This is a genomic window from Peptococcaceae bacterium (assembly GCA_024655825.1).
Taxonomy (GTDB): Bacteria; Bacillota; Peptococcia; order DRI-13; family PHAD01; genus JANLFJ01.
The window spans coordinates 1-26241 of record JANLFJ010000006.1 but is presented as its reverse complement, the minus strand read 5'-3'; the positions used below and the strand labels follow the sequence as shown (position 1 = coordinate 26241).

General features: G+C 47.4%; 24 protein-coding genes and 3 pseudogenes. 25 read left to right on the top strand and 2 right to left on the bottom strand.

The features are described 5' to 3' along the window. Positions 1–15: 15 nt before the first annotated feature. Positions 16–1329, bottom strand: a pseudogene (locus NUV48_03610) (ISNCY family transposase). Between the two features lie 306 nt (positions 1330–1635). Here NUV48_03610 and NUV48_03605 point away from each other — a divergent pair. The 10 genes and pseudogenes from NUV48_03605 (at position 1636) to NUV48_03560 (ending at position 13137) form a co-directional block, all read left to right on the top strand. Next, positions 1636–3084, top strand: a complete 1449-nt coding sequence (locus NUV48_03605; protein ID MCR4441223.1) for a CapA family protein — start codon at positions 1636–1638, stop codon at positions 3082–3084. A gap of 64 nt (positions 3085–3148) precedes the next feature. Further along, positions 3149–4666, top strand: coding sequence for an FAD-binding protein (locus NUV48_03600; protein MCR4441222.1), 1518 nt, complete (start codon positions 3149–3151; stop codon positions 4664–4666). 233 nt (positions 4667–4899) lie between these two features. Further along, positions 4900–6588 (top strand): ABC transporter substrate-binding protein, encoded by a 1689-nt coding sequence (locus tag NUV48_03595; protein MCR4441221.1) that lies wholly within the window; start codon positions 4900–4902, stop codon positions 6586–6588. 119 nt (positions 6589–6707) lie between these two features. Next, positions 6708–7700, top strand: a complete 993-nt coding sequence (locus NUV48_03590; GenBank protein MCR4441220.1) for an ABC transporter permease — start codon at positions 6708–6710, stop codon at positions 7698–7700. Next, positions 7697–8569 carry an ABC transporter permease gene (locus tag NUV48_03585; protein MCR4441219.1) on the top strand — a complete coding sequence of 291 codons (873 nt, stop codon included), beginning with the start codon at positions 7697–7699 and terminating at the stop codon, positions 8567–8569. Before NUV48_03590 ends, NUV48_03585 begins: the two co-directional genes overlap by 4 nt. Before the next feature lie 15 nt (positions 8570–8584). Next, positions 8585–9568: an ABC transporter ATP-binding protein gene (locus NUV48_03580; protein MCR4441218.1), complete on the top strand. Its 984-nt coding sequence runs from the start codon at positions 8585–8587 to the stop codon at positions 9566–9568. Beyond that, positions 9555–10538, top strand: coding sequence for an ATP-binding cassette domain-containing protein (locus NUV48_03575; protein ID MCR4441217.1), 984 nt, complete (start codon positions 9555–9557; stop codon positions 10536–10538). Before NUV48_03580 ends, NUV48_03575 begins: the two co-directional genes overlap by 14 nt. A 158-nt stretch (positions 10539–10696) precedes the next feature. Beyond that, positions 10697–11578, top strand: a complete 882-nt coding sequence (locus NUV48_03570) for an MBL fold metallo-hydrolase (GenBank protein ID MCR4441216.1) — start codon at positions 10697–10699, stop codon at positions 11576–11578. Between the two features lie 80 nt (positions 11579–11658). Further along, a complete protein-coding gene (locus NUV48_03565) occupies positions 11659–12915 on the top strand; it encodes an MFS transporter (protein ID MCR4441215.1) in 1257 nt (418 codons plus the stop codon). Positions 12916–12999: 84 nt separating this feature from the next. Next, positions 13000–13137: pseudogene (locus NUV48_03560) on the top strand (IS21 family transposase). 174 nt (positions 13138–13311) lie between these two features. Here NUV48_03560 and NUV48_03555 read toward each other — a convergent pair. After that, positions 13312–13686: pseudogene (locus NUV48_03555) on the bottom strand (transposase). A 734-nt stretch (positions 13687–14420) separates the two neighbouring features. Here NUV48_03555 and NUV48_03550 point away from each other — a divergent pair. The 15 genes from NUV48_03550 to NUV48_03480 form a co-directional block, all read left to right on the top strand. After that, the gene (locus NUV48_03550; protein MCR4441214.1) at positions 14421–14774 is read left to right on the top strand and encodes a helix-turn-helix domain-containing protein; all 354 of its coding nucleotides are present in this window, start codon (positions 14421–14423) and stop codon (positions 14772–14774) included. Beyond that, entirely contained in the window at positions 14767–15555 is a 789-nt protein-coding gene (locus NUV48_03545) for an ImmA/IrrE family metallo-endopeptidase (protein MCR4441213.1), read from the top strand. The genes NUV48_03550 and NUV48_03545 overlap by 8 nt, the downstream gene beginning before the upstream one ends. Beyond that, positions 15539–16120 (top strand): hypothetical protein, encoded by a 582-nt coding sequence (locus tag NUV48_03540; GenBank protein ID MCR4441212.1) that lies wholly within the window; start codon positions 15539–15541, stop codon positions 16118–16120. Before NUV48_03545 ends, NUV48_03540 begins: the two co-directional genes overlap by 17 nt. 493 nt (positions 16121–16613) lie before the next feature. Further along, positions 16614–17147 carry a DNA repair protein RadC gene (locus NUV48_03535; GenBank protein MCR4441211.1) on the top strand — a complete coding sequence of 178 codons (534 nt, stop codon included), beginning with the start codon at positions 16614–16616 and terminating at the stop codon, positions 17145–17147. A gap of 45 nt (positions 17148–17192) precedes the next feature. Further along, positions 17193–17591 (top strand): hypothetical protein, encoded by a 399-nt coding sequence (locus NUV48_03530; GenBank protein ID MCR4441210.1) that lies wholly within the window; start codon positions 17193–17195, stop codon positions 17589–17591. Continuing rightward, positions 17592–19058 (top strand): protease complex subunit PrcB family protein, encoded by a 1467-nt coding sequence (locus NUV48_03525; protein ID MCR4441209.1) that lies wholly within the window; start codon positions 17592–17594, stop codon positions 19056–19058. A gap of 53 nt (positions 19059–19111) precedes the next feature. Further along, a complete protein-coding gene (locus tag NUV48_03520) occupies positions 19112–21025 on the top strand; it encodes a hypothetical protein (protein MCR4441208.1) in 1914 nt (637 codons plus the stop codon). Positions 21026–21077: 52 nt separating this feature from the next. Beyond that, on the top strand, positions 21078–21293 hold the full coding sequence (locus NUV48_03515) for a hypothetical protein (protein ID MCR4441207.1): 216 nt from the start codon (positions 21078–21080) through the stop codon (positions 21291–21293). Between the two features lie 12 nt (positions 21294–21305). Further along, positions 21306–21737 carry a hypothetical protein gene (locus tag NUV48_03510; GenBank protein ID MCR4441206.1) on the top strand — a complete coding sequence of 144 codons (432 nt, stop codon included), beginning with the start codon at positions 21306–21308 and terminating at the stop codon, positions 21735–21737. Next, positions 21694–22248, top strand: a complete 555-nt coding sequence (locus NUV48_03505; GenBank protein ID MCR4441205.1) for a hypothetical protein — start codon at positions 21694–21696, stop codon at positions 22246–22248. Before NUV48_03510 ends, NUV48_03505 begins: the two co-directional genes overlap by 44 nt. A gap of 48 nt (positions 22249–22296) precedes the next feature. After that, positions 22297–23592, top strand: a complete 1296-nt coding sequence (locus tag NUV48_03500; GenBank protein ID MCR4441204.1) for a hypothetical protein — start codon at positions 22297–22299, stop codon at positions 23590–23592. A 146-nt stretch (positions 23593–23738) separates the two neighbouring features. Further along, complete coding sequence (locus NUV48_03495; protein ID MCR4441203.1) at positions 23739–24626, top strand: hypothetical protein; 888 nt, start codon at positions 23739–23741, stop codon at positions 24624–24626. A gap of 198 nt (positions 24627–24824) precedes the next feature. After that, positions 24825–25217: a hypothetical protein gene (locus tag NUV48_03490; protein ID MCR4441202.1), complete on the top strand. Its 393-nt coding sequence runs from the start codon at positions 24825–24827 to the stop codon at positions 25215–25217. Between the two features lie 18 nt (positions 25218–25235). Beyond that, a complete protein-coding gene (locus NUV48_03485) occupies positions 25236–25808 on the top strand; it encodes an ABC transporter ATP-binding protein (protein MCR4441201.1) in 573 nt (190 codons plus the stop codon). Between the two features lie 149 nt (positions 25809–25957). Further along, the coding region (locus NUV48_03480) for a transposase (protein MCR4441200.1) at positions 25958–26241 on the top strand (284 nt) is incomplete at its 3' end.

The following is a 26241-nucleotide window of genomic DNA, read 5'->3' as shown; positions in this document are numbered from 1 at the left end:
TTACCCTCTCAATGTTCAAATCAAGCTGGCAATCATCCTCAAATTATAGGCCAGAATTCCCAATCCAACCCATGATTTGGTGCCGCTGACCCCATGGAACCGGCTACACCTCAGTCCAAACTTGCGTTTAAGGACACTGATCGTAGTCTCACCACCGGCACGCCAGCGTTGAAGCCTTTTTATTCCTTGCGTGATTCACTTAGTTTTCCTTTGTAGGGCAAACTGCATCGTTTAACTCCTCGTTCTTTCAGTGCCTTTTCGTTCTTGGAACTGCTAAAGCCCCGGTCGGTTGCCACTGCCCGGGGAGGTCGTTTAAAGGTCTTGATGTGGCGGTCCACAGCATCCACTAACAAGGTATCGTCACTGGGATTGCCATCAAGTACCCGATAGCCGGTAATCATCTTCTCTTCCGTTTCTTGAAGCAATACTTTGTAGCCAAATTCTGTGGGAGCATGGAGTTTTCCCCGCTTAATCGGACGGGCCTCGGGGTCAAAGATGCTGACTACTCGGTGGGGAAGTCTTGTCCCCCCTTGCTGAACTTCGATTGTTTGGCTAATAATCTGTTCGGTAAATGCAACAGCCTGTTCCAGTGATTGCACTACCTGCTGAGCTTTTGGGGCAAGACCATCCTTGCGGCGATATAGATTTTGCTTGGCGTTCTTGATTACCTGCTTCGCTTCAGCTGCCACTTGCTGGGCGGCCTTCAGGATCTCTCCGGTGATTTGCCTTACTTCGTTGCAGGCTTCCCCACTACGCCGTTTAACCACTTTGGTGATAGACAGAAGCCGTTTCTTGACGGACCGCCGCCGGTCCTGAAACTTGGGGCGGATAGCTACACCGGCTTCTTTACTGTGCTACTGTACGGGTAATTACCTTGACCCCGTTAGAAAGCAGGCTGGCATCGGCGGGATAGTGAATATCGGCTTCCACAACAGTTGTATCAACCCGAAGTTTCCTGCCCCGGATAACTTTTTGCTCCCTGGCTTTGGCTATTAGGGCGGCATTCAAGCTATCAATGGTCTCCAGACCATACCGCTTGGTAGGTTTGATTAGAGTGGTAGAGTGAGGGATTTTCCCATCCAGGGGGATGCGGCAGAAGCGCCGCCACTGGATACTGTCCTTGACTTCCTCTACCAGAACTTCATACCCCAGCTGGTACCGGAACTTTAGATACATTAACCGCAGGTAGGTTTCTACCGGTACCGTGGGACGACCGGTTCGGGTATTAAGCCCGGCGATAAACGGTTCTAGAAAGGCTTCATCGTCCAATAGTTCAGCGGGGAGCACCGCGTCCCAGACAGTCAACTGGGAATCTTTCAGTCTTAACATATGCTCACCCCGCAGGAAACGGAGGCGATGTGATCATTTACAAGATTCGATCCAGAGGATAGCAACTCCTTCTGTTTTAGCCTGAAAGTATAATGTTTTCAAGGTTTTAGAGAGATTTTGAAGCCGACTTTTTCAGGGGAAACTAGCTAGTATGATAGTTTTATTATAACTTAATTTTACCCGTTTTGTCTGTCTTGTTTTTTGAGTTCATTATGATAGGGGAGTGATAAACGAAGTAAAAGAAATGCAAATTGGCTCTAAAAGAGGGGGTTAAGCTACTAGAAATTGCTTAGGAGGTATTACTTAATGGGACGTAAAAGCATTCAACGTACGGGAGCAGACACGATGGTTGAGGGAAACTCTGTGAACCAGAACCGTGGTTGGAAAGTGGCCGTAGCGGGCGAGTGTATGTTGAGCCGGACCTTCGCCATGCACTCGGAGCCAGAGTTCCTGAAGATCAAGAGCATTATGCACGCGGCAGATGTCACATACGCCCATCTGGAGATGAATTTCGGCGACTTCTCCACCATCGGATGGCCAGCTCGCGGCGATTGGGTGGGAAGCTACATGCTCGCTGATCCGGCCATTGCCAAGGATCTGAGGTGGCTCGGCATTGACGTCATGTCTCTGGCGAACAACCACAGCTTTGACTACGGTGCTCCTGGGCTCTTCGAGACCATCAAGCACTGCCGGGCAGCCGGGTTGACCTGCGCCGGCACCGGCCGGGATCTGGAAGAGGCGAGAGAACCCGGCTATTGGGAGGGAGCAGCGGGGCGCGTGGCGCTGGTGTCGACCACTTCTGGCAACGGTCCTTACGAGTGGGCGAACCTCCCGAAGGGAACTATGTCGGCGCGGCCTGGTGTGAATCCCTTGCGGGTGCGGACCCGATACCGGGTGCCCGCCGCAGAAGCCGAGACCCTGCGCCGTATCGGGCGCGAGCTGGGTGTGCTGCGGGTAAAGGGTGCTTCCATCGAAGGTTCAACTCCGGTCGGGCTGGATGACGGCGAATTCCGGATCGTGATGCCGGGAGATCAGTCGCAGCGGGGCAGCGGGGTCTTCTATGTGGGCGAGGACTTCGGCATTGAGACGGTGTGCCATCCGCGCGATCTTGAAGGAAACCTCCGGTCCGTTCGAGAAGCCAATACTATGGCCGATCTCGTCATGGTGGCGCACCACTACAACATCTCGGAGGGAAGCCGCGGCGACGTGCCAACGGCCTTCGCCCGTGAGTTTGCGCATGCCGCCATCGATGCCGGAGCCGACATGTACTTAGGTCACGGCTGGCACAAGACCCTTGGGGTTGAGATATATAAAGGCAAGCCGATATTCTACGGCTTAGGGAACTTCTTCGCGCAATCCCAGTTCATCCGGCGAATCCCATACGACAGCTATGAGACGTGGGGACATGACGTCACCCGTTTACCCTCTCTCAATCCATCCGACGAACCCCTTCACCCGGGTCTCGACAGGGCACAGGAAACTTGGTGGAGCTCTGCGCTGATCGAAGTGGACTTCAATCCCGATGGTCACGTTCAATCGATAACGTTCCATCCCGTGGAGTTGGGTCGGGACGTGTCCCCGTCGGCACCTGTAACCCGACGTACCGGCCGGGGCAGCACCGAGCATGCGGAAGGGCGACCGATGATCGCGACCGGACAAAACGCGCGACGAATCCTGGAGCGGCTGCAGATCCTTTCGAAACCGTTTGGAACCGTTATCGAGATCGACGGTGACATAGGCCGGTGGAAAGCCTAGTGTCAACTCGGTCGGCGGCACCAATAGCTGATCACGCTACGGTTGCGCAAAGGAGGCAAGGCAAATGCTGACATTACAGAATCATTGGGATCTGGAGGCGGACGTAGTTGTAATCGGTTACGGCGCTGCCGGGGCAGTAGCGGCGATAACTGCTCATGACGCAGGGGCTAGTGTAATAATATTGGAGAAACAAGAAGCCGGAACACCTTTAGTGATAACCAGCAGCTTTATGTCTGGCGGATCCGTCATCTGTCCCAGCGATATACAGGAAGCAAGACGCTATATGGAGTCCCTCTACAGGGTCAGTGGCGATTTGTACTGGACTGAGCCCGACGTTATTCGGGTCTGGGCCCAGTATACCGCAGAAAACAAGTCATGGTTCGAGAGCATGGGCGGACAGATGAAATTCATACGCCATGGCGGGGAGCACAAACTGCCGGGCTATGAGTCCATCGACGTCTATGGTGTTGTTGGCAAGGGACCAGGATTGATGCGGGTTCTAGACAAACAGATTCATGCGCGGGGCATTCCGGTGAAATATGGGACGGCAGCCCATGAACTTCTGATAAATTCCAAAGGCGAGGTTATAGGGGTAAAAGCTGCCCAACATGTTCATGAAAAGGATGAGAAGAAGGTTATTAACGTCCAGGCCCGCCGCGCTGTAATTTTAACAACAGGTGGATTTGAGTTTGACGAAGAGATGAAGCTGCAATACCTGAGAGTCTACCCGGCCTATTTCACCGGCACGACGGCGGCAACCGGGGATGGAATTAGGATGGGTCTCGGGGTGGGAGCTCAATTGTGGCATATGAACTGCTGCTCAGCCCGGGCGGTTATAAAAATTCCTGATATTCCTCAAGGGATGTCTGTTATGTTGGGCGGGGAGACCCGGCATACACCGGGTTCGGAAAAGGCAGTGAGCGAAGGAGCCAAAGCGGGTTATGTCATGGTAGAGCGTAACGGAAAGCGATTTACCAATGAAAACTTCAAGTCACATTCCTTGTTTTATGAATTGACGTATTTTGACAGCCAGAGAGTGTTTTATCCCCGGGTACCCTGCTATTGGGTCTTTGACCGGAAGAGGATGGAAAGCGGTTCTCTCGTAACCAGGACGGTTGGAGCTGCCGGCGCTGCTCGCTTCTATAGATGGAGTGATGATAACAGTAAAGAACTGGAGCGGGGTTGGATAAAGCAGGGAGAGTCGCTGAAAGAACTGGCCCTAAAATTGGGTATAGACCCCCAGACACTTGAAACAACGGTTAACAAATATAACCTCTGCTGCGAACACGGGGAGGATGTGGAATACCGGCGTCCGCTTCACACATTAATCCCGCTGAAAACACCGCCTTTCTATGCCATAGAGTTGTGGCCTGGTGGACCAAATACCCAAGGGGGTCCTCGCCGTAACAGCAAAGCTCAGGTGTTAAGGGCGGATGGGACTCCTGTCCCCAGGCTGTACAGCGCGGGAGAACTGGGATCAATTTATGGCATGTTATATCCTACCGGCGGAGGGAACCTAGCAGAGTGCATAGCTTTTGGGCGAATCGCCGGGGAGAATGCCAGCGAGTGTCGACCATTTTGAATTGGTTCTAAAGAAGGAATCTAAGTTACCAATTATTGTCAACAGGCCATACCCAATGGAACGTAGAATAGTTAATCTAGGTGCCGCGGTGACAATTTCGGTCAGGGATAATGTTCGCCCGCGCAATGTGAACATACGTAAGGTTCAGGAGTCTTTAAGCATTAGCTTTATCGGATGACAAGTTTTTAACTTTCATAAAATTACGTAAAAAATAAAAGGAGGAAATTAAAAGAATGAGGAAGTCTATTTCAATCATCTCTCTGCTTCTCGTGTTTGTTATGCTTTTCACCCTCACCGGATGTGGAAAAAGCACTGACAAGAGCGCAGAACCCGCCAGTGCGCCTACCGCAAAGACTGAGCTCACCAAGACAACCATTCCCTGGTACCGCGGCGAGATAACCGTCATGCAGTCGAAGGACACCGGCTTTAAAAAGAAGACTCCGCCAGGCACCGTCGTTTACGCCACTTCCGGCCAGATCATCGGCGCCGATCCCATGAATTCCCAGGAAGAGTATCCCTGGAGCCACAACGTTTACGAGGGCCTGCTCACCCGCGACTGGAAAACCGGGGAGATCAAGGGCCTCCTGGCTACCGAATGGAAATATGACGACAAAGGCAACCTGAACATCACCCTGCGCGAAGGCGTCAAGTTCCATGACGGCACCACGTTGGATGCGGAGGACGTCCTGTTTACCCTGAAGCGCACAGCTACACATCCCAAGTCCAAGATCGCTGAAGCAACCAGCAAAATCGACTTTGCGAAGTCCTTCAAAAAAGACGCCACGCATCTGACCCTCGTGTTCAAAGAGCCTTCCGGCGCTTTAATCAGTGTCCTGGCCAGCGGATGGGCCGGTATCATGAGCAAGGAATTCGTCGAATCCAAAGGTAAGGACTATGATTACATGGACGCCGATGCCGGCACCGGCCCCTACAAACTGGTGGAAACCGTTACCGGCAACAGCCAGACCTTCAAGCGCTTCGACGAGTACTGGGGCGAGAAACCCGAAGTTGAAGCCGTTGTCTACAAGCTTTTCAAGGATTACACTGCCATGGCCATCGCTTACCAGAACGGCGAACTTGACTTCACCCTCAACAACAACTACGACACCGTTAAACGTTTTATGAACGGCGAAATAACCGACACTACTTACTACCGCATCGGCGTCAACCGCTCCCAGCATCTGCAGCTGACCACCCTGGGCGGAACCCCGCTGAAGGACGTGCGCATCCGCCAGGCTCTGGCTTACTGCATCGACTACAAGAGCCTGATAGTCGGTACCTATGAGAGCGAAGAGATGGCCAACCTGCCCAGATCCATCTTCATGGGCGGCATCAAGTACGCCATTAATCTGGGTACCTACGAATACAACCCGGAGAAAGCCAAACAGCTTCTTGCCGAGGCCGGTTACAGCAAAGACAAACCGCTTGAGCTCAAACTTATGACCTCCGACAACGTCAACAACATGGCCGCCGCCCAAATCGTGCAGAACTACGCAGCAGAGATCGGCATTAAGATTTCGGTTACTTCCCAGAATTCCACGGCCATGACCAAAGACATCAACGACAAGAATATACCCAGCAAGTGGGATATCGTCCTCACCTCGACTAACTACGGCAGCGGCGATCCCGACGACTTCCTAGCCGGACGCGCCGCCTATGGGAAACAGCCCGGCACCTTCAGCGCCAACATGGGTATTGACGACCAGAAGCTCTGCGACCTCATGGCACAGGGTTCCGCCACCATTGACGAGGCAAAAAGAGCAGAAATCTACAAGGAAATCCAGCAAATGTTTTATGATCAGTGTTGGGTCATTCCTCTGAATGTGAGAACCAGCAACGTGCTCTGCCGCAGCTATCTGCAGAATACCGAGTTTCTGAGCGGCTACCATCCCCGTTTTGCTTCCTGGAAGCTTGCCCAATAAGGATTTCCGAGTATTACCCGCACAGCTAGGCGATTGGTTATAACGATGGGGGGGAGGTATCTGAAGGCCTCTCTCCCAATCGAACTTTTCAATCACCTTATACAGAAAGAGGTAATAAAATGCTTCGATATACAATAAATAGGCTCCTGATGATGATCCTGGTGGTTCTGGGTGTATTGCTTTTCGTCTTCATCCTGGGCCGTGCCTCCGGAGACCCTGTTCCCGCGCTTCTCGGAGGTACCTATACGCAGGAGCAGTACGACGCCATGTATAAGGAATTGGGACTTGACGATCCGTACCCCGTTCAGTATTTCAAATACGTCAAGGGCATTGTGACTCAATTTGACCTGGGAAGATCGTACGAGTCTAAACGCGAGGTCAGGGAAGAGGTGGCGAACCGTTTGCCCATTTCCCTTAGGATCGCTTTGTTCTCACTTTTGTGGTCCATACCGTTCGGCGTACTGTGCGGTCTGATATCAGCGGTCAGGCAGTACAGCGTGGCGGATGTATCGCTGACTACTGCAGCCATGCTCCTGGCGTCCATACCGAACTTCTGGGCGGGCTTGATGCTGATGCTTTTATTCTCCCTGGTTCTCAAGTGGCTGCCCGCAACGGGCCTGGATTCATGGCTGGGCTATATAATGCCCTGCATTGCTCTTGGCCTCCGTCCGGTTGCGAGCTTCACTCGCATGACGCGCTCCACCATGCTGGAGGTTATCCGCCAGGACTATATCCGTACCGCGCGTTCCAAAGGCTTGAGAGAGAGAAAGGTCATCATCGGGCATGCGCTGCAGAATGCGGCTATTCCCATTGTGACCCTGATGGGCACCACGTTCGAGGTTATCGTCGGCAGCTCGGCGGTCATAGAAAGCGTGTTCAACATCCCCGGCCTCGGCTCCTACATGATCTACTCCATAGGTGTGGGGGATTATCCTGCCGTACAGGGAGCTGTCTTGGTGTTCTCCTTATTAGTGTGCGTCCTCAACTTCCTGACGGATATCGTTTACGCCTTCATCGACCCGCGCATCAAGGAAAAGTATGAATCCGCAAGCGCCAAGGCGCGGAGGGCAAACCGGAATATGATAAAAGTTGCGAGGGGGCAGGCGTCATGAAGGAAAAAGATAAAATCAAGAGAAGAAGCAATAACCAGTTTGCGGTTGCCGTCCGTCAGTTCAAGCGGAACAAGTTGGCTATGGTAGGACTTTTCATCTTCCTCATCGTCGTTATTGCCTGCATATTGGAGCAGTGGCTGACATCCTATGATTATGCAAAGCAGGATCTCACAAACCGCTTTGCGGATCTCAGCTGGCAGCACATCTGCGGAACGGACCAGTACGGGCGCGACCTGTTCACCCGGATCCTGAAGGGCGGCCAGATTTCGCTGCTTGTCGCCACCTCAGCTGTCCTTTTCGCGGCTGTCGTCAGCATGATTCTGGGATCCACGGCGGCGTTTTTCGGCGGCGTGTATGAGTCCGTCATCATGCGTACCATTGACGTCCTTATGAGCATTCCGGCTCTGTTGCTCGCAGCCGGCGTGTCAACGGCGCTGGGCGTGGGCGTGTACAAATCAATCTTTGCCATCGGCCTGGCGCAGGTGGCCAACATGACGAGGATCATGTATTCCAGTGCCCTGACGGTCATGGGCCAGGAGTATCTGGAGGCGGCGCGGGCCTGCGGTGCGTCCAGAATGCGGATCATCTTCAAGTATGTGGTGCCGAATTGTCTGGCTCCTCTCATTGTGCAGGTCACGCTGCGTCTCGGTATCTGTATCACGCAGATCGCCAGCCTGAGCTTTTTCGGCCTGGGCGTCCAGCCCCCCACGCCGGAATGGGGCTCTATCTTAAACGAGGGCAAGCTCTATATACGCCAGTACTGGCCGCTGGTCACGTTCCCCGGCCTGGCCATCGCGACGACGCTGATCAGCGTCAATTTAATCGGCGACGGTGTCCGCGACGCTCTCGACCCGCGGCTGAAGTCATAAGGTAGGAGGTGGAGCATGAGCTTACTTGAAGTGAAGGAGTTGGAGGTTCAGTATGTAACCTCCGAGGAGGTCGTCCGCGCGGTAAATGGTATCAGCTTTAAGCTGGAGAAGGGCGAGTGCCTGGGCCTCGTGGGCGAGACCGGCGCCGGGAAGACGACCACGGCGCTGAGCATCATTCGCCTGCTGCCCGATCCCCCGGCGAAAGTCTCCCACGGCGAGATCCTGTACAACGGGAAGGATTTGCTGAAGGTGGACGAGAAGGAAATGCAGAAGATCCGCGGCAATGATATAACTATGATCTTCCAGGACCCGATGACAGCCCTGAACCCTGTCAAGCGCGTGGGCGACCAGATCGCCGAGGTCATCAAGAACCATCAGGACTGCTCAAATGAGGAGGCGTACCGGAAGGCCTGCAAGATGCTGGAAGATGTCGGCATCAGGGCGGAGCGTGCTACGGAATACCCGCACCAGTTTTCCGGCGGTATGAAACAGCGCGTGATCATCGCCATCGCGCTGGCCTGCGAGCCCAACCTGCTTCTGGCGGATGAGCCCACCACTGCGCTGGATGTGACGATACAGGCGCAGGTCATCGAGATGATGATCGAGCTGCGCCGAAAGTATCAGATGTCCATGATCTTTATTACCCACGATCTGGGCGTGGTGGCGGATATTTGCGATAAAGTGGCCATCATGTATGCCGGCGAGATTATCGAGTACGGTTCGCTGAAGGACATTTTCCTGGAGAGGAGCCATCCCTATACCAAGGGTCTGTTTGGTTCAATCCCGTCTTTGACCAAGGATGTGGATAGGCTGGAGCCCATCAAGGGGATGATGCCGAACCCGGCGAACCTGCCTGCGGGCTGCAAATTCCATCCACGCTGTCCGTATGCCATGGAGATATGCAGCAAGATCATTCCGGGGGAGACAGTACTGGGTGACGGGCATTTCGTAAGATGTCATCTTTACAGCAGAGAGGATAAGAAAAATGAGCGAGATTAAGGAGAACGGCGTACTGCTGGAAGTAAAACGTCTGAAGAAATATTTCAAAACAAAACGGGGCCCGCTGCACGCGGTGGACGATGTAAGCTTTACCATCGAAAGAGGCAAAACGCTGGGCGTGGTCGGCGAATCCGGCTGCGGAAAGTCCACGCTCGGCAGAGTGATCCTGGGTCTGCTCGAGACAACGGCCGGCGAGATTTGGTTTGACGGTCAGGAGATTACCCATGCCAAGGGCAAGCGCTGGAAAAATCTGCGGAAGGATATGCAGATCATCTTCCAGGACCCGATGGCATCCCTGAATCCGCGCTTCACCGTTACAGACTGCATCGCGGAGCCTCTGAAGATATTCGGTATCTGCAAAAACAAGACGGAGTTGAACGAACGCATATACGAGCTGATGCAGACGGTGGGACTGGACGACCGCCTTGCCGGCAGCTATCCGCACGAACTGGACGGCGGACGCCGGCAGCGGATCGGTGTGGCAAGAGCGCTGGCCCTCATGCCCAAGTTCATCGTGTGCGACGAGCCCGTATCGGCGCTGGACGTATCGATCCAGGCTCAGATCCTGAACCTGCTTCAGGATCTGCAGGTGCAGAATAACCTCACATACATTTTCATCACCCATGATATGTCGGTCGTCAAGCATATATCCGACGATATCCTCGTTATGTATCTGGGCTGTATGGTGGAAAAATCCGGCTCAAAGGAGCTATTCCGGCACCAGCTGCATCCCTATACGAAAGGACTTCTGTCCGCGATCCCCATACCGGACATCACGGTCCAGAGAAAGAAGGTTATCATGCAGGGCGAACTATCGTCCCCCATCAATCCTAAGCCCGGATGCCGGTTCGCCAACCGGTGTCCCTACGCAAAGGACAAATGCCATGTCGAGCAGCCCTCGCTGAAAGAGGAGCTGCCGGGGCATTTGGTGGCATGCCATTACTGCCGGGAGATTAACGGCCTTGACTAAAGCGGGAAGGCAAAAGGCCATACCCCTGTTCTCGTAAAAAGTGTGCGCTGCATAGTATATGCAGCGCGCCTGTTTGCGATATTACGGACGCATTTCCATGATTTGGGCAAGCCTAATGATCTTTATTTGGGTTATATAAAGAGTGGGGTGATGTATTGTTGAATAATTTTACTTTAGGGGAACTGGAAAGTCTTAAAATTACAGTTCTGATGGAAAACACAGTAACTTCCGGCGCCTTATTAGGTGCACACGGTCTTTCCTTCTTAGTTGAAGCAAAGAAAAACGGAAAAACGATTCATATTTTAGTTGACGTTGGACGAGATCCTGAAGTTTTACTCAATAATATGGAAGTTTTAAAGGTGGATATCAGCAAAATAGATCTGGTTGTATTAACTCATTGTCATCATGATCACACTCATGGTTTAGCTACGATTATTTCAGAAATAGGAAAAAAGGATCTCCCTGTCATCGCACATCCTTCAATATTCAGGTTTAATTTTCGTACTAGACCTTTTCTATCCTATATAGGTATAAGGAAGGAAGATGCCAAAGACCAAATTGAGAGATGCGGAGGTAGGCTGTTTTTAGTCTCAGAGCCATTCGAACTAATGGAGGGACTAATAACGAGCGGGGAAATTTCCAGGGAAACAGAATTCGAAAACCTCGATAGATCCCGTTATACACTGGAAAACGGGCATATCCAGCCTTATATGGTAACAGAAGAACTAGCGGTAATTGCCAATGTATCGGGAAAAGGTTTAGTTATTATTACCGGCTGCAGTCATGCCGGAATAATTAATATATGCAAGCAAGCTGTTAGTATTACCGGCTTAGAGCGAATAGAGGGAATACTGGGCGGCTTGCATCTGTTGAAATCCTCCCCGGAAATAATTGGAAAAACAATCCAAACGCTGAAACAATATAATCCTGCTTGGATTTCCTCAGGTCACTGCACCGGTTTTCTTGCCGAAGTAGCGTTAAAGAATGCTTTCCAGGAACAATACCATAAGATGACTTGTGGAAGTATTTATAATGTTTAGTTATGTTATCGCTATATAAAGGAATGACACGATTGGGCTTTAATTAAGAATTATACGAGTTAAAAGAAGGATGAATTATATTGGGCTCATATGCATTTGTCTCAGACAAATTATACATAACATTTAAATCATTAAGACACAAGGATTTCCGGTATTTTTGGCTGGGTCAGTGTGTCTCTTTGATAGGGACCTGGATGCAGCGGTCAGCTCAGGTTTGGTTAGTTTATACCCTTACCAATTCCCCGCTGCTTCTGGGATTGTTAGGGGTTTTTCAGTTTTTGCCCATACTGCTGTTTTCTTTATTTGCGGGAGTTGTTGTAGACCACCTTCCCAAAAAAACAATAATTTGTTTCACTCAGATTGGGTTTATGTTGCAGTCATTGATCCTGGGGTATATTGTTTGGGCCGGGCTGGTAAAATACTGGCATGTTTTAATGTTAGCTATTATCTATGGAAGTTTGCATTCGTTAGATGCACCTGCACGGCAGTCCTGGTTTATAGAAATGGTTGGAAAAGAAGATTTGCCGAACGCTATTTCTCTGAATGCAACGATTGTGACTATGGGTAAAATTATCGGTCCTGTCATAGCGGGACTTGTTATTGTGAATTACGGAATTGCCTCCTGTTTTTTCTTCAATGGGTTAAGTTATGTGGCAGTGCTCACCGGCCTATTCCTTATTAAAACTTTAGGGTTACCAAAAACTCACCTGGAGAAAAATATGTTATTTGAGGTAAAAGAGGGAATTACCCATATACTGCAAAGCGAGATACTCCGCACCACATTATTAATTATGGCTATATATTGTACTCTGGCAGTGAACGTAGCGGTTATTATTCCTGTATTCTCTGACACTGTTCTCCGACGGGGTGTTGATGGGTACACATCGTTGTTGGCGGCTACAGGGATTGGGGCGTTTATCGGTGCGATTTATATGGCTCAAAATAAGTTAGTTCATATCAGAACCCTGTTAAATGATGCATTCATAACGTCATTTTTGCTGATAGCTGCTGCCTTTACAACTTACTATCCCTTAAATTGGCTTCTTATGGTGTTAGTGGGGTTCTTTAACCTTTCCTTTATAAATAGGGCCAATGCTAATCTTCAACTTAATACAAATGATAGTTACAGGGGCAGGATTATGAGTATTTTCCATTTAATTAATCAAGGCTCTACGCCTTTGGGATACGCTATCACGGGCGCCGCGATGGAATATGGTGGGGCTGTCATGGGTTTTATATTTAGTGGTTTATCTACACTATTTTTAATAACCCTTTTAATATTTTATACGCCACGTCTAAAGGGATATTTAGTAATACAACGATTTGATAAAAAATGAGAGCAGGCTAATAAATAGTTGCAAATGGGGATTGTTAGCGCCGAAAAAGAAATGACCCACTCCTGTCGAATATCCTCTCTGCAATCCAGCAATACCATCCGGAAGTACCTTCGTTCCAAGGACATTCCTGAATCCCAGCCTCGGTCAAAACGGCCATCCCAACTCGACCCCTACAAATCTATCATTGATGACTTGATTAAACAGGGAATTTACAATTGTGAACACTAGCGTTGCATAAAAACCAAACAAAAAAATAAACCACTATATTTTAGACCTCGATTTACTATATAAACCATATATGATAATAATTGCAAACAACTTTTCCCCATCGGTGGCTAAAAGGACTAGAACTAATAAAGAGTAGTCCCGTTCCACATTTTGCCACCATATGGTTTTCTAGAGAATTACGGGGTCATAAGTCAAATCATAAAGGAAATCCGTTTCACCTACCATTACCTGAATTAGTGTCTGTTTAAATACGAGTTCATGGTTTATACTTCGTGGACCCTTTGAGCTTCGTTGGCGGTTGTGAATGATTTTTTGGGTGAATATTTCAAAGGGCTCGTAGAGACAGGTGCAGAGCAGTCGTTTAACAGTGAGCAGTGGGCCTTCAAAGCCGAACTCAAGTCGGAGCATCATCAACAGACAGTAAGTTGCTAGCGCTATGTACAATTGGTTTTCCACCGCCTGCTTACCTAAGCCGTATAGATTTTTTACATGCAAGTGCTGCTTTAGCCATTTGAAAAAGAGCTCAATCTGCCAGCGGTAGCGATTTTGATTCTTCGGAAAGTTACGGTTCCGAACGCTACCCGGTGGACTTCAGTCAAAACCGGTGGGAGTTTATTCCCCCCGCGGGGGTATCTGCTGAAACTATCAAAATTGTAACTTCGACGGATTTGAAAACACGTCAGGTCTTGTTCAAGGAACCGAGGGATTACCGCGTCCGCCTGGCTGTAAAGAACACGAAAGGGACGGTTTCGGAACGGCAAGACCTATCTTTTTTCCCTCCGGGTGCAGGCTCTTGACGGCCCCGACGGCGTGGGGGAATGGTCCTTGCCCAATGTCCGGACGGTTAGCACCAGTTCTTTGAACATGCCGCCGGTGGCCCAGTTTGCCGTAAGTCCCAACCCCCTGCCCCTGGGCAAAACGCTTACATACAATGATCTGAGCTAAGACCCCAACGGCGACCCCATTGTGCAGCGGAGCTGGCGGATGGTCAAGCTCCCCGGCGGCAGCTGGACGGATTACGGGGGGGACACCCCCCAATGACTTCACCTCCCCGGGCGCAGGGGACTACCACTGGTTTTTTTGATTTAAGAAAGTGGCGCCCGTAGTGGCCTCAAAACTGAAAGAAGAGGCCCCTGCCGGCTTTTGCCCAAGATGGTCAGGGTAAAAAAGCATGACACAACTTCACACATCATGGGTAATATTTTATTACATATACATGCTTATACTTGATTTTTTGTGTTCCATATTATAACATGATGTTAGGAGGTGCAACTCTGATGTCAAGGATACCCACGTTTAAAGAGGTTGGAGAGCGGATACGAAAGTTGCGTGAGCAAAAGGGGAAGTCCCAGCAGCAGTTGGCATGTTTCCTCGGTGTTACCCGCCCCGTAGTGACCAAAATTGAAGGCGGAAATAAGGCTGTTAACGCCCAGGAGCTTCGGCTGATTGCTGATTTCCTCGATACTACAGCGGACATTCTGCTGCAGGATGCGGAGGATGAAGAGTTGGCAGTCAAGTTCCGCAAGGCTGGAGTAGTTGATGAGGAACTTACTGCCGCCGTGAGCCGGATCGACCTGGTGATGGATGAGGTAATCGGCCAATTAGATATCTGGAGGAACAATAATGGCTAAAAAGAATGCTCGTCGGGAAGAACTTGACCGCTGGGCTGAGCGAAGAGCTATGGAGAAAAGAGGAGAATTGGGGTTAGGAATTGAGCCCATTTCAGACATCTTTGATCTGGCGGAAAGACAGGAAGTCTTGCTTCTGCGCTATCCCTCGGACAATGATAAGCTATCGGCCTTTATAACGCAAAAAAAAGGCCGTCATGTGATGTATATCAACAGCAATATGAATCTGGGCAGGCAGATCTATTCGACCGCCCATGAATTAAAGCATCTGTTTTTTGACGATATGACAGTAAACTCTGTGTACATCTGCAATCCGGGGGAAAACGATACGGACAAGGAGGAAGAAATAACAGCAGACCTGTTCGCGGCCCATTTCCTGATGCCCTATGACGGGGTGCGAAAGGTCTTTTACCAAAAGTTTGGCAGGCCGCGCTTGATCCACGAGGGGCACGTACTCTACCTGCAGCACCGCTTTAAAGTCAGTTACGCAGCGATGCTTTACCGGATGCTGCAGTGTGGAATTATCACTCCCCCGATATACGGTAAACTGAAAAAAGCCGGTTTAAACGAAAACGCCCAGTACCTGGAGAGAATCACGGCGGAATTTGGTTACGACACCGCCCTTTTAAAACCTACCCAGCCAGTCATACCCGCACTGCTAATATACTCCTTGAAAGAAAACTACGAGAAAAACCTGGTTTCCTTCGCCAAAGTGGAAGAGGTCTTATCGCTTTGGGACAAGAAGCCCCGGGATTTCGCGATTAACTATGAGTATGAAACTTGAAGCCTGCATCAGCGATGCAGATGTTCTGATTAAGTTGTGCAAGGCTGGGGTAGTACATATATTGCCAAAGGTCTTTACAATGGTGAAGGTGCCACAGGTCGTACTGAATGAGGTGGAACGCAAGACCCCGCCGGAAAGATACCATGCCTTAAAAAGATGCGAGGGAGACTGGCTGGAGATCTTAACTCCCGATATATTCGATGCAAACCAGAGAAGGCTGTTTGAGATTTTTTTATCGCAGCATCAATATACTTTAGATACAGGCGAACGCTATGCAGCAGCTTTTGCCAACGAGTTATCCATCTCCATTATTCTCTCGGACGATAAGGCTGCCCGCCGGATTATCGAAACACTAGGGGTTACCGTATTGTCTATGCCAGAAATCCTGTGGTTAAATATCCAACTAAAGGAACTAACGCTTGAAGAGGGACAAGTTGTCTTTGATATGCTTAATGAAGTGGTAGATCATCCTATCACTACACCCTTTGCCAGACTTCTTGAGATGGCTGAAAAACGCCTAGCACCCATCTTTGGTGAGACGAAGGCTTTAAAAATAAACCGGTGACATAAATGAACTGGTCGATAATCTTAGGGAAAGGAGGATTTGGGTATGGCATGGGCAAGAGATTTTCCGCAGAAGTGTTGCCCAGAGGGTTAATACGACATTCAAGATAGAAAAGGTTTGAATTGAGAAGATACCCGAGCTAATTACTATCTCGGGTGTATATTTTTTTAATGAAGACTCTCCGCTGAAATTCTGTTGCGGAAAGTATATACTTGGCCGGCGGCCCGGGGAAATCCCCCGTCCTATATCCCCATCTTGAATAGAGCGGTAGTTGCAAGAACCAGGCATGATAAATGTATCATACCTGGTTCTTTTTTGCATAATGGGAGTTTCCTTTACAGACAATGCTGTCGGTTCAGACCGGATTATACCGGCACGGGACCCGTCCGTACAAGGGTAAAGGCCGTGAGCATAAACGGTTCCCCCATTTATCCCTCCCGTCCCGGCCTGTGGAGAGGCCGCCCTTGCCCGTCCACCCGCGCCAGGGGTCTTCATGACTAAGGCCGGCAGGCCAGTTGAAAAACCAAAAGGGGGAATGGGCAATGGTAAAAAAATCAAGGGAAGCAGCAGCGAAGGAGCCGAAAAGGGCAAACAGGTGCAGGTGGTGCGGGTGGAAATGGTCAAGGAACGGGCAGTCAGCTTTGCTGTAAACAGGGTCAGCAGTCCGCGGGACGCGGCCGCAATCCTGGCCGATTTCCTGGCCGGAGCGGACAGGGAATATTTCGTTTTATTGTGCCTGAACACCAAAAATGTGGTGAACGCCATCAATGTGGTGTCAATAGGCAGTTTAAATTCGGCCATGGTGCATCCCCGGGAAGTGTTCAAACCGGCTATTTTAGCCAATGCCGCTTCAGTAATCCTGGGACATAACCACCCCAGCGGGGATGCCACCCCCAGCCCGGAAGACAGGGAGATTGCCAGGCGGCTGGCCGAAGCCGGGCGCATTCTGGGGATTGAGGTGTTAGACAACTTAATTCTCGGCGATGACGGCAGGTTTGTAAGTTTCAAAGAGCAGGGACTGATTTAAGCCGGTCCTTGCTCATTATTCTTAATCCGAAAGGAGGGGATTGCTGTGTGGTTCAAAGACGCAAAACAGGAGAGGCTGTATAGGGCACTCTGCGACAAGGCCCAGGTCCAGGCGGGAGAACGGGAGTATCTGGCTTCTTTATATGTTTTGGCTGCGCTGGATAAACCGGTTGAACGCTTTGTTCTGCCCCGGGAAATAGATTTTCCGGCCCTGGTGAAACAGGCCAGGCCGTGGAGCAGCGGCGAAAAAGCCCTGGTGAAATTGGCGGCCACACTATTCAACAGTACTTTTTGGAAAGTATCGCTGCATGACGTGTTTTGCCGGCTGGACTCAACCAACTTTTTATCTGTTAAGTACCGGTTGGCTTATTTAGGAAGGAACAATTTGGATGTTTTCAACGTCTCTAATACTAAAAGTGTCTTTTTTTCAAAGGGAGGTAAGTAAATGAAAGGAGGCACCTTAAAGTTACTGATAGTAGCCGGTTTGATTATTCTTGCCGGTTATAGTAGTAATGCGGCCTGGGCAAACCAATCCCTTTCCACTGGCGTTACTATCATTGATACTCCATCCTACGTGTTCCCAGTGGAAAAGAATGAAGTGAAAAAGGACCTAATAATCCCACTGAAACCTAAGTGGGTTTCTTATAACTCCTATGAAGACTTGGCTAACGACGTGTCTTATACCCTCATGATTCCCGGAAACTTACCCCGAGGATTAGCGCTGACACGAATTCAGTACATGAAAGACACTCAAGAAGTCGTGTCCATCTATTCAGGGGAGGAACGGGAACTCGTTTTTCTCCAAAAACCGAAGGGGTCAGAACTGATTGATGATATTTTTAAAAAAGTTGATATTCAAGGGATTCCGGCTAAATGGTTCAAGACTGGACAAGGACTTATAGTTACCTGGCAGAAAAACAATGAGATGTACGAATTAAAAGGCCAAGGTCTTACTCTGGAGGAGATGGTTGCCTTCGGGAATTCGCTTTTCCCTCACTCACCTGTCTTTAAAGGAGCAGAGCTTAAATTTAGAGAAATAGCAACATCCTGGCATATGGAAAAGTTTGAGCCGGAGAAAAAAACTGCTCTGGTTTTTGCAGATAAAAAAGACCTTCAAACCTTTGCCCAAGAGCATGGAATTTCCTTAGAACGGCTCGGGTCGGTTAAGGAAAATGAAATATATATTGGGGTATTTGCGGGTCAAAAACCTAGCGGAAGATACGGTGTTTTAGTGAAGAGCGCCAGGGTAGATAAGGACAGATGGGTCATTTTATTTGAAGAAACAGCCCCATCCCCCAATACAATGGTACCCGAGGTTATAACCCACCCCTTCCAGTTTGTTGCAGTAGAGATTCCACAGTGGGAGTTGAAAGAACCGGAAAGTGTTTTGTTCGTTAGTTCAACGGGCGAAGCCATCGCAAATTTATCATTGAAAAAATACGGCTACAATACCGAAAGCGGAGTAGAACATGAGAAGGTGGCATTCTCGGAAGCGGAAAGAACTAAGCTGGCAAAACTGATCGGGATGCTTCCCCCAACAGTTAAAGAGGAATTTGAGACTAAATACGTTGCCTGGAAAAAAACATGGGAGGACCCCAAAATCAGTATGCAAAGCAATCCAAGAGCATATGCCCAATCCCAACAATATAGAGAGTTCTTCGAGTACTGTAAGAAACAAGGCGAAGCCATATGGCCTTTATTAATCCAGAAACTAGAACAGGGAGAAACCTTTATCCATATTCCTATTTTAGACGTGACGTTAACTGACCCTGCTAATGAGGAGCTATTGGCTGAAATAAGAAAGAAAAGTGCAGAGGAAAGGTATACCTCCGAAGGGGTATATATCGTACCATCTGGGGAGGACAATATGATGAAGTATGTCAAGGAATTGCTGGCTAAACTAGAAGGATGATTGACGCCCAAGTATTAAATAACCATTAGAAATCTATACTAGGGGGTAAACAAATGTACAAAAAATGGCTGTTAAGCAGTTTTATCTTGCTTGTAATATTACTTGCATTGCTGCCAGGGGTGGCTAACGCCCGTTTGTCAGTTTCTTCACCAGAAGGGACATTAAAGCGAGCCGACCTCATTGTTACGGGTACTGTAATTGAAAGAAATTATGAGGATGAGCGACGTAAGGTAACTATTGAGATAAACGAAGTCCTCAAAGGAACAATCGAGGAAAAACAACTAAAACTAGAAAGAAAGAAAAATGATGTATATGGCTGGACAGGTTTTGACTTTCCAGAGCCAGGGGCTAAGATATTCCTCTTACTGGGAGGGGATAAAACCCACGGTTACTGGCCGGCCGGAGATCTTAACTTTTTAGCTGTAGTTGCAGATGGCCATGTCAGTGAGCTTTACAAAGGTTCTAAAATCGGCATTAACGACCAGTCTTGGCCCCAGGAGGATTACGCTAAAGCTTACGATGCTTTCTACCAATCTCACCGCCAGGATAAAGCAGACCTTGAACAGACCGGGAAAATGACTAAAGAACAAATTGCAACACTGATCCAGACCCAGGGAAAACATAATAAAGATTCTTACATCGAAGGACTTTCATTTGAGCTTGCCAACTTGGATGATGATGCCGCTTGGGAAATAGTGGCAAAAATTGATGGAGCTGTACACCTGGGCCAATTTTTTATCTTTGATCAGGACTTAAGCGGAGCTTATAAATTAATAGCAGAAGAGGATTGGAAAGTCGAACAGTGGGATTTTAATAATCCTATAGAAATAGAAGACAAAAGAATTTTTAAGCTCGTGACCCGAACGGGCGGTACCGGTCTTGACGTTTTTACCGGTCACCTTTGGTATCTTAAACAGGGTAAATTTATAGAAGCCTGGCAAGGTACTGTAAAAGAGCGGTCAATGATGGCAGGGCCAGAAACTTTCTACATGAAAGTCGGCGGGTATCAGGTTGATGTGGAGGGCAAACGGCTTTACCAGTGGGAAACGACTCATCAGCTTGACCAAGATGGAGTGTCTCCCAAAGGCGATTTAAAAACATCCACAAAGGTTTATTTATTTAATGGAACCGCCTTTATACAGGAAGAATCTCAAAAAGCAGACCCTGCCCAGGCAATAATTGTTGAAGAAGAGAGGGAGGTAATCCCCAATGTCCTTGTGGTAACCAAAACTGTCAGTGATTATGCCCATGGTCAACATATCATTTGGGTCGAGGGGCGGTTCAAACATACAGCAGGTGAACTATACCTAACCCTTTTGGATGAGAAAGGCCAACAAATGCAATCAGGGGGTATTCACAAAAGCGATGAAGTCAAACCAATAGATGATGAATGGTCTTTCTTCAGCCACAAGCTCATTGAAGACACCGGAAAAGTTGTCGATACGGATAAAGCAACCATTATTTTTCATTTGCAGAAAGAAGGTAAAAATCAAAAAGGCCTGCTTTACGTACCTGCCAAAAATCCTGTGGGAATTTTTACCAAGGATACGGGCAAATCACAAGACATTTCTAATAAGGATATAAACAGTGATCATAAAAATTGGGAAGTGGTATCAAGAACCCGCAGGGTGGAAGGGACCATCCTTAAACTTGATATGACTTCGGATGAATTAAAGACTGTTGTGCTAAAGGTGACAAAAAATATCCAGCTACCCAATGACCCTGTTGATAGCTACTATCGAGCAGGACAAATTATAGAAATAGTTTTTGATGAAAAATTAGCAAGTGCAGGCAGCATCAGAGATAGACTGAAGCAGGGAGCACAAATTGTTGTAACCTTTGCCCAATATGCTGTCCCTCCCGATGGAAAGGTTGTGCTGGGAGCATCTCTTGGCGAGGGTACCTATTATGTAGAAAACGGAAAGTATTATGATATAGAAGGGAAAGAGGTGGCTCCTGCACAGTAATTGACCCGGAGCAAAGGTAGCTATTATTTGAAGTCTAGGTAGGAGGGCAACCATGTTAAAAGCAATTTTAGGTACAACGATATTTTTTTATGTCTTTGTATTATGGCAAGGCTATCCACTTGCGAATTTTCTTTTTCCGTGGGCAGAGTCCCACCTTAAACCCATATATTTGGGAATAGTTTTCTTAAGTGGTTTAATTGTTGGCTGTACTTGTTATATCGCTCAACTTATAGAAGAACTAAAGTCGGATAAAAAAGCCGATAAATAAGACTCAAATTATATGAACAAATGTCAATATAAAGAAGGTAAAGAGAATGAAAACAACAAAATTCCTGGGATTGCTGCTGACAATACTATTAATCACTTAAACAATGCGGGTTATAAGGAAAATGGAAACAGGACCACACTTGTGGAACTGGTTAATTCCCTTAAAAGACAGCTTCTTGAAAACCGCCAATACCTATTATGGTGCGGATTTGCAAGCAGCGGTGTAAAAGAGGCCTTGAACCGGTGGATCGAGGATAAAACCCACGGCAGGATACAAAACCATATTACCAATGTCAATCCCCAGGCGTCCATGTTTGTGTTCAACGCCTTGTGCTTCAACGGTAAGTGGCAGGTCCCCTTCGATAAATCAAAAACACAAATTGAGCAGCGGGAATACCGTCATGGTGGATATGATGAATGCCGAAAGGCGAATCAATTATTATGAGGATGAGCAAATCCAGGCCGGTGAGTTCAATTATTACGGTTGCAGCATGCTTGTCATCCTTCCTAAAGGAGACACGGGAAAATATGTCCACCAGCTGGATTACAAAGAAATTCAAAGGGTATGCAGTAACTTGGAGAATATAAAAGTGAAGATCAAGTTCCCCAAATTCATTTTCCAGCAGAAGAACAAGCTGGGCAGCCACCTGCAAGCCATGGGAATGGTATCCGCCTTTGACAGCAGGAATGCGGATTTTACCGGGATTGCGGACAGGTCGGAAGGCTTCAACATCTATATTGACGATATCTCCCAGGAATGTTTTATCAACGTAGACGAGGAAGGTGCAGAAGCAGCCGCACTGAGGTCGGTATTTCTGGCAGGGGCCGCTAAGCCTAAGGAAATCGTTCCTCCCGAGTTCTATATAAACAAGCCCTTTGTATTTTTTATCCGGGAGCATCGGACCGGTTTAATCCTTTTTATGGGGAAGGTAGAAAACCCGTTGGATAATGAGTAATCTAGTGGTTCAATTCGAGAAAGCACTTTAAGAAAGAGGGTGATAGATGTGATGAAATATAGGAAATGTTCTATTTCTGCCATAGCAGTATCTAGTGTTTTTTTGCTGGCAGTGTCAGTTATAATACTTGCCGGACCATCTGCTATACCCAATAACACAAATATATCCACAGCAGATAGCATTGATGTAAAGAATAAGGTAGACCAACTTTTGAAAGAGATCATTGACAATGGTCCTGTGGCTTCTTCGAATCCCTACGACTATCTCAAGGACAGTAAAGCTTTTGATGAGCTTGTCGCTATGGGGAATCCTGCTCTGGAGTATATGTTTGACAGCTTTGCGAAAAGCCATGAGGATGGATTAAAGGAATACATTATGGCTTCTGCCTGTGCCAAAATTATGGGTAAATATGATGAACAAAAGGGAATAGGAATTAAAAGCGGTAGGGAATGGTTTTACAAGTATGGGGTGTTTGCAAAAGATGCTGACTTCCACATAATTGATGCCGACTACGAATTGTTTAAGGATACGTCCGGCAAGCCAAAACTTGTTTTACCAGCACATACGGATATGAAAAACATGGAGGATGTTATAGCCAACTGCATTCTTTCCATAAACAGAAGGGCATACCGGATGGGAGAGAAGGCGATAGAAGCACATAAGATCTACAGGACAGAGGAAAAAGACGGGATAATCAATGCTTATATGTTGGTGAGTTTCCGTTGGTTTGGTTTTGAAAACAATATCTTTACGAGTGTATCCGGGGGCGGAGGTGAACCTGTGAGAATGCAATTGAAAAAATCTGACAACGGTGAATATGAGGTGCTTGAATACAAACGGGCCATGGACGGAGGAATACGGGCACAATCGATCAGGGAAATGTTCCCCCAGGATTTGGCTGAAGTCGTTATTAAAGGCGATGAAAAAACCTACAAAGAATTGTGGGATATGCAGGTGAAAAAGGCCCAAAAATATCTTGAGGAGATTAACAGGGCAGGTGCGCCGGTAATATCCCATGTCGCCAAAGAAAGAGCGGATGAAAAAGCAAGCAAGGCGATTTATCTCGTTACTATAATGAGGCGGGAGTTTCCGGAGTGGAATGGTACCAGAGAGATCTTGGTCAATGCAGGAGGGAACCCCCCTGGAATAAAAATAAGGTGCTTACTGGAAACGGATTGTATTTCTGCAAGTGAAGGTCAATATCTTGTTACATTGACAAAAACCTGGGGCATAAAAATAAACGGCAGCCAGCCGGTTAGTTATTGGAAATACAAAGTCACAGGCGAACGTGTTGAATTGATTGAAGAGCAGGACAAGGATGACATGATAAGAATAATTAAATGATGTACTATACTTGGGAATATAAGTCCCACATGCCTGACCTATGATAAGTTCAGGCTTTTCATTTGGATAAAAGGAAGTTGGAAAAAATAGAGAAATGTCTAAAGAAGCTGAAGAATTGGTAGCTATATTAACGGGGAGGAGATTAAATGGGTCTATTTGATGGAATAAAAAAACTATTTTCTGATGTTAAGCCAGAGAAAACTAACTCACCAGCCTCATCGAGGGAAAAACTTTGCTATCAAAGAGTTAAAAAGCCGTTATTCAACCAAGTTTTAAAAATCAAGCCGGCAAGTGAAACTGAAGATACCTGGGACAATTTCTTTTCCAGTACAAAAACAAATGAAAAGTTGGAAGGTTTCGACCGGAGGACCGGGCAAAAAGCGCGTCTTCATTATTATGGCTCTAACTCGCTGGTGGCAGAACATGCTAACTGTATAGAAATAGTTAGTAGATCAAACTTAAAAAGGATTCTGTTAAAAGATAGCCCTTTTGAAGGACTGAATGTGCAAGAGGCAAATGATAAGGGAGCTATTTTGGAGGATAAAGAACGTATCGGTTTTATTAACTTTAATTCCTTCGAGGGGACTATCTATGAGTTCCAGTGGCAGCCATTCAGAAAAGCTCTAGCTGACGACTACTGGCTTATTGGTACTCGGGAAACCTATAACGGGCCTGGGGAACTGTACTGTTTTTCTTTTACAGGGGAATATCGGTGGGGTATTCGCTTTACTGAAAAGATGGATACCATGTTCGGCAGGATAGAGGTGACGCCATACCATCTCCAAGTCTCCGGCGATTCAACCGATATTTTTGTCTCCAGCATGGATCGGCTTTACCGTTTAAATCCAGATGGTTCTCTAGCCATGCGGGTGGCCATTTCCGAATTGAAGGAAGCAGAGCTGCAAGAGAAAGAGCGAAAACAACGGGCAAAATATTTCTCCAAGCCCAAAACAGAGAAAGAAGCTATTGAAAAGATTGCTAATGAGATGGCCCAGAATTTTATTGCTATTGGCAGCAGGTATTTGGGGGTTTGATTTTTATCATAACGCCCTCTGGAATAGCGAGGTCCAGACACAAATAGAAGCCTTTTTCTTTATGTTTTGCCTTATATTATGATGAGCATTTTAGTAATTTCCGGAATGGCAATTGTATGGAAGAGTTATAAAAACATAAAAAATGCTTTGAAATAAAATTGTTCTAGTTATACAATGGCAGTCGGGAAGTGATGGGTAATGATGCAAAATACAATAAAAAAATGGAATATTGTGACCGGTATACTTACTATCGCGGTAGGGCTTCCCTATGTCCTGGGTCTCTATGGCCCAACTGAAGCTGAAGTACGAACATGGGGGAATATGGCGATAATACTGGGAGTGGGTATTTTATTTAGTTCAACAAACGTATTTATCACTAAACGGGTACTTGGATCATTACTCTTAATAACGACATTAATACAAATCCCTCCAATAGTATTATGGTTTGTTTTCCACGGGTACGGCATTTCTGACGGTACACCACCAAGTTCCTTTATGGCTCACTGGGGATTTTCTTTCCCTCATATTTTTGTAGTACTAGCAGCTGGTTGGTGTTTGTTTCTCCTATACAAGCCTGCCAAAAGTGAATAATCGAGGATGTGATAACTAATGGATGTATTGCAAGTAGAAATTAAACAGGCCGGTTATACAGGAAAAAGAAATGCCATCAACAATATTAATTTTTCGCTTAAGAAAGGTGAACTAGCAGGTTTAATCGGGCCTAACGGTGCCGGTAAAAGCACCACTCTTAAGGCTATTGTCGGTCTTTTACCCGAAATGGTAGGAAAAGTGCAATTTATGGGCCAAAATAGGAATTGTGCCTATATACCTGAACAGCCGGTTCTCTATGAAGAACTAACTTTCTGGGAACATGTGGAGTTGGTAGCAGCTGCTTATGAGATTGAAAGAAACATTTTTTTGGAAAAAGCCGAGAACCTACTCAACATATTCCGTTTGCAGGAAGTAAAACATCATTTTCCAGCAACCTTTTCCAAGGGCATGCAGCAAAAAGTCATGATTGTTATAGGATTATTAATTGAGCCGGATGTCTATATCATAGACGAGCCCTTTGTTGGGCTTGACCCCCGCGCAACTATGGAGTTTTTGCGATTCTTAAATGAAGAAAGAATACGGGGGGCCGGGATACTTATTTCCACCCATCAACTAGATAGTTTCCCCTGAAAAAATCGTATAAAAATCGCAAAAATTAGAAGGAACTCGGATCATTGAATGGAAATTGTTATTATAGCTAACAAATCCAAACAAGGGGCCGAATTCCATATTGTTAATTCTATACGGCCCCTCGAAAATCCTTTTTTGAGGTGGTCTTGATGTTAAGGATTCGAGACAATCAAATAAATATCTGGGAGAGCATCCTTCCCGAATCGGTAAAAACCTTGCCGGTTGAGTTGGCCAAAGTAGATGAAATACTTAACGATCCCCGTTTTATGAAGCCGTTTTTCGAGAGATTCAATACCAAAAGAGGCAGGCCAACTTTGGCCATTCAAACCTACTTGCGGTTAATGTATTTGAAACAGCGCTATCAACTCGGCTACGAGAGTCTGGTTAAGGAAGTCGGTGATAGCATCACCTGGCGGCTGTTCTGCCAGATTGC

Coding starts and splice junctions, on each gene's coding strand:
- NUV48_03595 (MCR4441221.1), top strand. CDS start 4,900: ATGAGGAAGTCTATTTCAATCATCTCTCTGCTTCTCGTGTTTGTTATG.
- NUV48_03585 (MCR4441219.1), top strand. CDS start 7,697: ATGAAGGAAAAAGATAAAATCAAGAGAAGAAGCAATAACCAGTTTGCG.
- NUV48_03515 (MCR4441207.1), top strand. CDS start 21,078: ATGTTAAAAGCAATTTTAGGTACAACGATATTTTTTTATGTCTTTGTA.
- NUV48_03485 (MCR4441201.1), top strand. CDS start 25,236: ATGGATGTATTGCAAGTAGAAATTAAACAGGCCGGTTATACAGGAAAA.
- NUV48_03505 (MCR4441205.1), top strand. CDS start 21,694: ATGGTGGATATGATGAATGCCGAAAGGCGAATCAATTATTATGAGGAT.
- NUV48_03605 (MCR4441223.1), top strand. CDS start 1,636: ATGGGACGTAAAAGCATTCAACGTACGGGAGCAGACACGATGGTTGAG.
- NUV48_03525 (MCR4441209.1), top strand. CDS start 17,592: ATGAAAGGAGGCACCTTAAAGTTACTGATAGTAGCCGGTTTGATTATT.
- NUV48_03495 (MCR4441203.1), top strand. CDS start 23,739: ATGGGTCTATTTGATGGAATAAAAAAACTATTTTCTGATGTTAAGCCA.
- NUV48_03550 (MCR4441214.1), top strand. CDS start 14,421: ATGTCAAGGATACCCACGTTTAAAGAGGTTGGAGAGCGGATACGAAAG.
- NUV48_03590 (MCR4441220.1), top strand. CDS start 6,708: ATGCTTCGATATACAATAAATAGGCTCCTGATGATGATCCTGGTGGTT.
- NUV48_03510 (MCR4441206.1), top strand. CDS start 21,306: ATGAACAAATGTCAATATAAAGAAGGTAAAGAGAATGAAAACAACAAA.
- NUV48_03520 (MCR4441208.1), top strand. CDS start 19,112: ATGTACAAAAAATGGCTGTTAAGCAGTTTTATCTTGCTTGTAATATTA.
- NUV48_03575 (MCR4441217.1), top strand. CDS start 9,555: ATGAGCGAGATTAAGGAGAACGGCGTACTGCTGGAAGTAAAACGTCTG.
- NUV48_03545 (MCR4441213.1), top strand. CDS start 14,767: ATGGCTAAAAAGAATGCTCGTCGGGAAGAACTTGACCGCTGGGCTGAG.
- NUV48_03600 (MCR4441222.1), top strand. CDS start 3,149: ATGCTGACATTACAGAATCATTGGGATCTGGAGGCGGACGTAGTTGTA.
- NUV48_03580 (MCR4441218.1), top strand. CDS start 8,585: ATGAGCTTACTTGAAGTGAAGGAGTTGGAGGTTCAGTATGTAACCTCC.
- NUV48_03490 (MCR4441202.1), top strand. CDS start 24,825: ATGATGCAAAATACAATAAAAAAATGGAATATTGTGACCGGTATACTT.
- NUV48_03535 (MCR4441211.1), top strand. CDS start 16,614: ATGACTAAGGCCGGCAGGCCAGTTGAAAAACCAAAAGGGGGAATGGGC.
- NUV48_03540 (MCR4441212.1), top strand. CDS start 15,539: ATGAGTATGAAACTTGAAGCCTGCATCAGCGATGCAGATGTTCTGATT.